The 2,980-nt window shown below is 69.9% G+C and carries 3 protein-coding genes and 2 pseudogenes; 4 read left to right on the plus strand and 1 reads right to left on the minus strand.

Going from position 1 to position 2,980, the window contains the following annotated elements; translation table 11 throughout:
* The first annotated feature begins 178 nt into the window (after positions 1 to 178).
* A complete protein-coding gene (locus VN779_RS26580) occupies positions 179 to 433 on the plus strand; it encodes a dsRBD fold-containing protein (protein WP_349260902.1) in 255 nt (84 codons plus the stop codon).
* Between the two features lie 107 nt (positions 434 to 540).
* Here the strand turns inward: VN779_RS26580 and VN779_RS22985 are convergent, their stop codons facing one another.
* Positions 541 to 1,581 carry a zinc-dependent alcohol dehydrogenase family protein gene (locus VN779_RS22985; protein ID WP_325726771.1) on the minus strand — a complete coding sequence of 347 codons (1,041 nt, stop codon included), beginning with the start codon at positions 1,579 to 1,581 and terminating at the stop codon, positions 541 to 543.
* Positions 1,582 to 1,819: 238 nt separating this feature from the next.
* On the opposite strand from VN779_RS22985, the pseudogene VN779_RS22990 reads away from it, so the two are divergent.
* The 3 genes and pseudogenes from VN779_RS22990 to VN779_RS26590 form a co-directional block, all read left to right on the plus strand.
* Positions 1,820 to 2,014, plus strand: a pseudogene (locus tag VN779_RS22990) (phosphopyruvate hydratase); the annotation flags it as partial.
* A gap of 25 nt (positions 2,015 to 2,039) precedes the next feature.
* A pseudogene (locus tag VN779_RS26585) lies at positions 2,040 to 2,375 on the plus strand (fructose-bisphosphate aldolase); the annotation flags it as partial.
* Between the two features lie 192 nt (positions 2,376 to 2,567).
* The coding region (locus VN779_RS26590) for an HAD family hydrolase (protein ID WP_349260903.1) at positions 2,568 to 2,980 on the plus strand (413 nt) is incomplete at its 3' end.

The raw sequence follows: 2,980 nt of genomic DNA on the forward strand, positions 1-2,980 counted from the left end.
CGCTGATCGCGATCGCGGCATTCGGCACCGGCAGCCGGCTCGGGTTCGGGTGGACGTGGGAGAAGCTGCCGCTCGTTCGACGGCACCGCGCGCTGCTGTAGCCCGCGGCCGTCGCGGCACGCAACATCACTAGCTACACGCACAGCTCGGATGGCCTGGCTCCCCAGGGAGCCAGGCCATTTGGCGTCGCTATCGCAGTGTTCGTACGTCATCGACGCGTTCGAGCGCCACCGAGAGCCCACGCTCAAAGCGCAGACCCTCGTGGCGTAACCGTGCCCACCCGCGCTGCCACCCCGGCGAGGGCGACGTTCCGGAGATCGGCGACGAGATCGCGGTCGGCCGTGCGCTGGTCGACCTCGGCCGCAGGCTGATCGGCACCGCCGCCGACGAACTCGAAGGCGTCGGCGTCCGCACGACCGGATTGCACAGTTGAAACGAGCGCGTCGTCGTACACGTCCGAAATCCACCGCCACGAAGAGCGCTGTCGAGATCGGCAGTGCTGTTCGTGGCGGTGGATGCGATTCGGCGCAAATGGTGCGGTCAGTGGCGCAGCAGGGCGACCTTCAGCGCGCCGGTGTCGGCAGGGCGTGAGAAGACGTCGTAAGCCTCCCGCATCTCATCGAGGCCGAAGCGGTGGGTGATGAACGCGCCGGCGTCGAACTGCCCGGCGGCGAGCATGCGCAGCAGGGTCGGGGTGGAGGAGGTGTCGACCAGGCCGGTGGTGATGGTCACGTCCTTGATCCACAGGCTTTCCAGGTGCAGCGTGGCGGGAGCGCCGTGCACGCCGACGTTCGCCACGTGGCCGCCGGGGCGCACCAGCCGGGTGCACAGTTCGAAGGTCGCGGGCGTGCCGACGGCTTCGATGACCACATCGGCGCCCAGCGCATCGGTGGCGGCGATGACCTGCTCGGCGCAGGCGTCGCCGGGCTCCAGGGTCAGGTCGGCGCCGAAGTCCTTGGCTGCCTGCAGGCGGGCCGGGGCCTTGTCGATGGCGATGATCTGGCTGGGGCTGAGCAGCTTCGCGGTGGCGATCGCGGCCAGGCCGATGGGGCCGGTGCCGACCACGGCGACGCTGTCGCCGGGGCGCACGGCGCCGTTGAGGACGCCGACCTCGTAGGAGGTGGGCAGGATGTCGGCCAGCAGCAGCGCGGCTTCGTCGCTGACTGCTTCCGGCAGCTTGTAGGTGGAGGTATCGGCGAAGGGGACGCGCACGTACTCGGCCTGGGTGCCGTCGATCAGGTGACCAAGGATCCATCCGCCGCCGCCGAGGCACTGGCCGTAGCGGCCGGCGCGGCAGTACGCGCAGCGCGCGCACGAGGAGATGCAGGAAATCAGCACCCTGTCTCCGATGTGCACGCCGGTCACTGCGGCGCCGGCCTCCACGATGGTGCCCACCGCCTCGTGGCCGAGGATCCGACCCTCGGTGACTTCGGGCACGTCGCCGCCGAGGATGTGCAGGTCGGTGCCGCAGATGGTGACCGCGTCCACGCGCACGATCGCGTCCGTCGTATCGATCAGGTCCGGGTCCGGCACGTTCTCCCAGGAGCGCTTGCCGGGTCCGTGGTACACCAACGCCTTCATGGCCGCCTCCGTGGCGATCTCGCGCGGCCCGGTCGACGCGCGGGCCGCTGTCAGCTCCACGATCACCCGAGTGCGCGCGAGCCCCTAGGGACGAAGGTCCCGCGACAAGGGCCCGTTCGGTCCGAAACGCGCGGTGAAGCGGTCCGGGTGTCAGGACGAGGTTCGGCTGGTGTGCCGGGCGTCGCGCGGCGGCTGGCTGGACGGCGACAGCGTGGCCCGTGGTGAGGAAGGCAGTGCGATGACATGCCGGATCAGTTCTCTGAGCGCGATCGAGATTCTGGACTCACGTTCCCGGCCCACCTTGGCGGTGAACCTCGCGCTTGAGGGGGCGGCGCCGGTCATCGCGGGAGTGCCTTCGGGCGCGTCCACGGGCACCCGGGAGGCCGTCGAACTGCGCGACGGCGACAAGGAGCGCTACGGCGGGCTGGGCGTGCTGCGAGCGGTCGGGAACGTCAACGGCGAGATCGCTGGGCATGTTCACGGTGTTGTGGTGCTACCTGCGCAACGTGGAGTTCACCAAGGACGCGGTGGATTACTCGGTGTCGGCCGACCTAACTGGACAGGCCAACCACCTGGGCGTGACCATCGAGGCCGATATCGTCAAGCAGAAGCAGCCGCAGACCAACGGCGGCTACCTGGCACTGGGCTTCGGTAAGACGGACCCGCTGCTCTACAGCCGGCTGACCACCGATCACCCGATCGACCTGACCCGTTGGCAAGTCGCGAACTGCTATATGGGTCGCGCCGCACTGATCAACAGTGGCGGCGCCTCAGCTGGCCAGGCGGACCTCGCCGCCTTGCAACAGCGCGGTCCGGACGGCGCGGCCGCCGCGGCCGCGTGGGTGGCGCATACCAAGGGCGCACCGGAAGTCGTGCTGGAGCGGTGCACCGCGGTACTCGACGCGGGTGTGCGCCGGGGCCTGACTGGAGGCGACCGAGCCGAAGCCGCCCGCGTGGTCGACCGCTGGGCCCGGCAAGGGCTGCGCGTGCTGGCGATCGCTCACCGGCCGGCGGACTCAGGCGAGCAGGTTCCGCACGAGCGCGAGACGGTCGAACGAGACCTGTGCTTGCTGGGCCTGGTCGCCTTACTCGATCCGCCACGGCCTCACGTGACCTCTGCCATCGAGCGCGCGCACGACGCGGGTATCCGTGTCCATGTCGTCACCGGTGACAACGGTCTGACCGCCGCGGAGATCGCCCGGCGGGTCGGCATCGGCGGAGACCGGCCGCGCGTGGTCTCAGACGGTGCGCTGGAGGCGATGAGCGAAGCAGAGCTCGACGAACTGCTTACCTCGCCCCGGGAACTGGTCTTCGCGCGCAGCGCCCCTGAGGCGAAGCTGCGCATCGCCGACGCCTTGCGCGACCTCGGCGAAGTGGTCGCGATGACCGGCGACGGTGT

Origin of the sequence: Actinocrinis sp., assembly GCF_035605935.1 — a bacterium.
Classification (GTDB): Bacteria; Actinomycetota; Actinomycetes; order Streptomycetales; family Catenulisporaceae; genus Actinocrinis.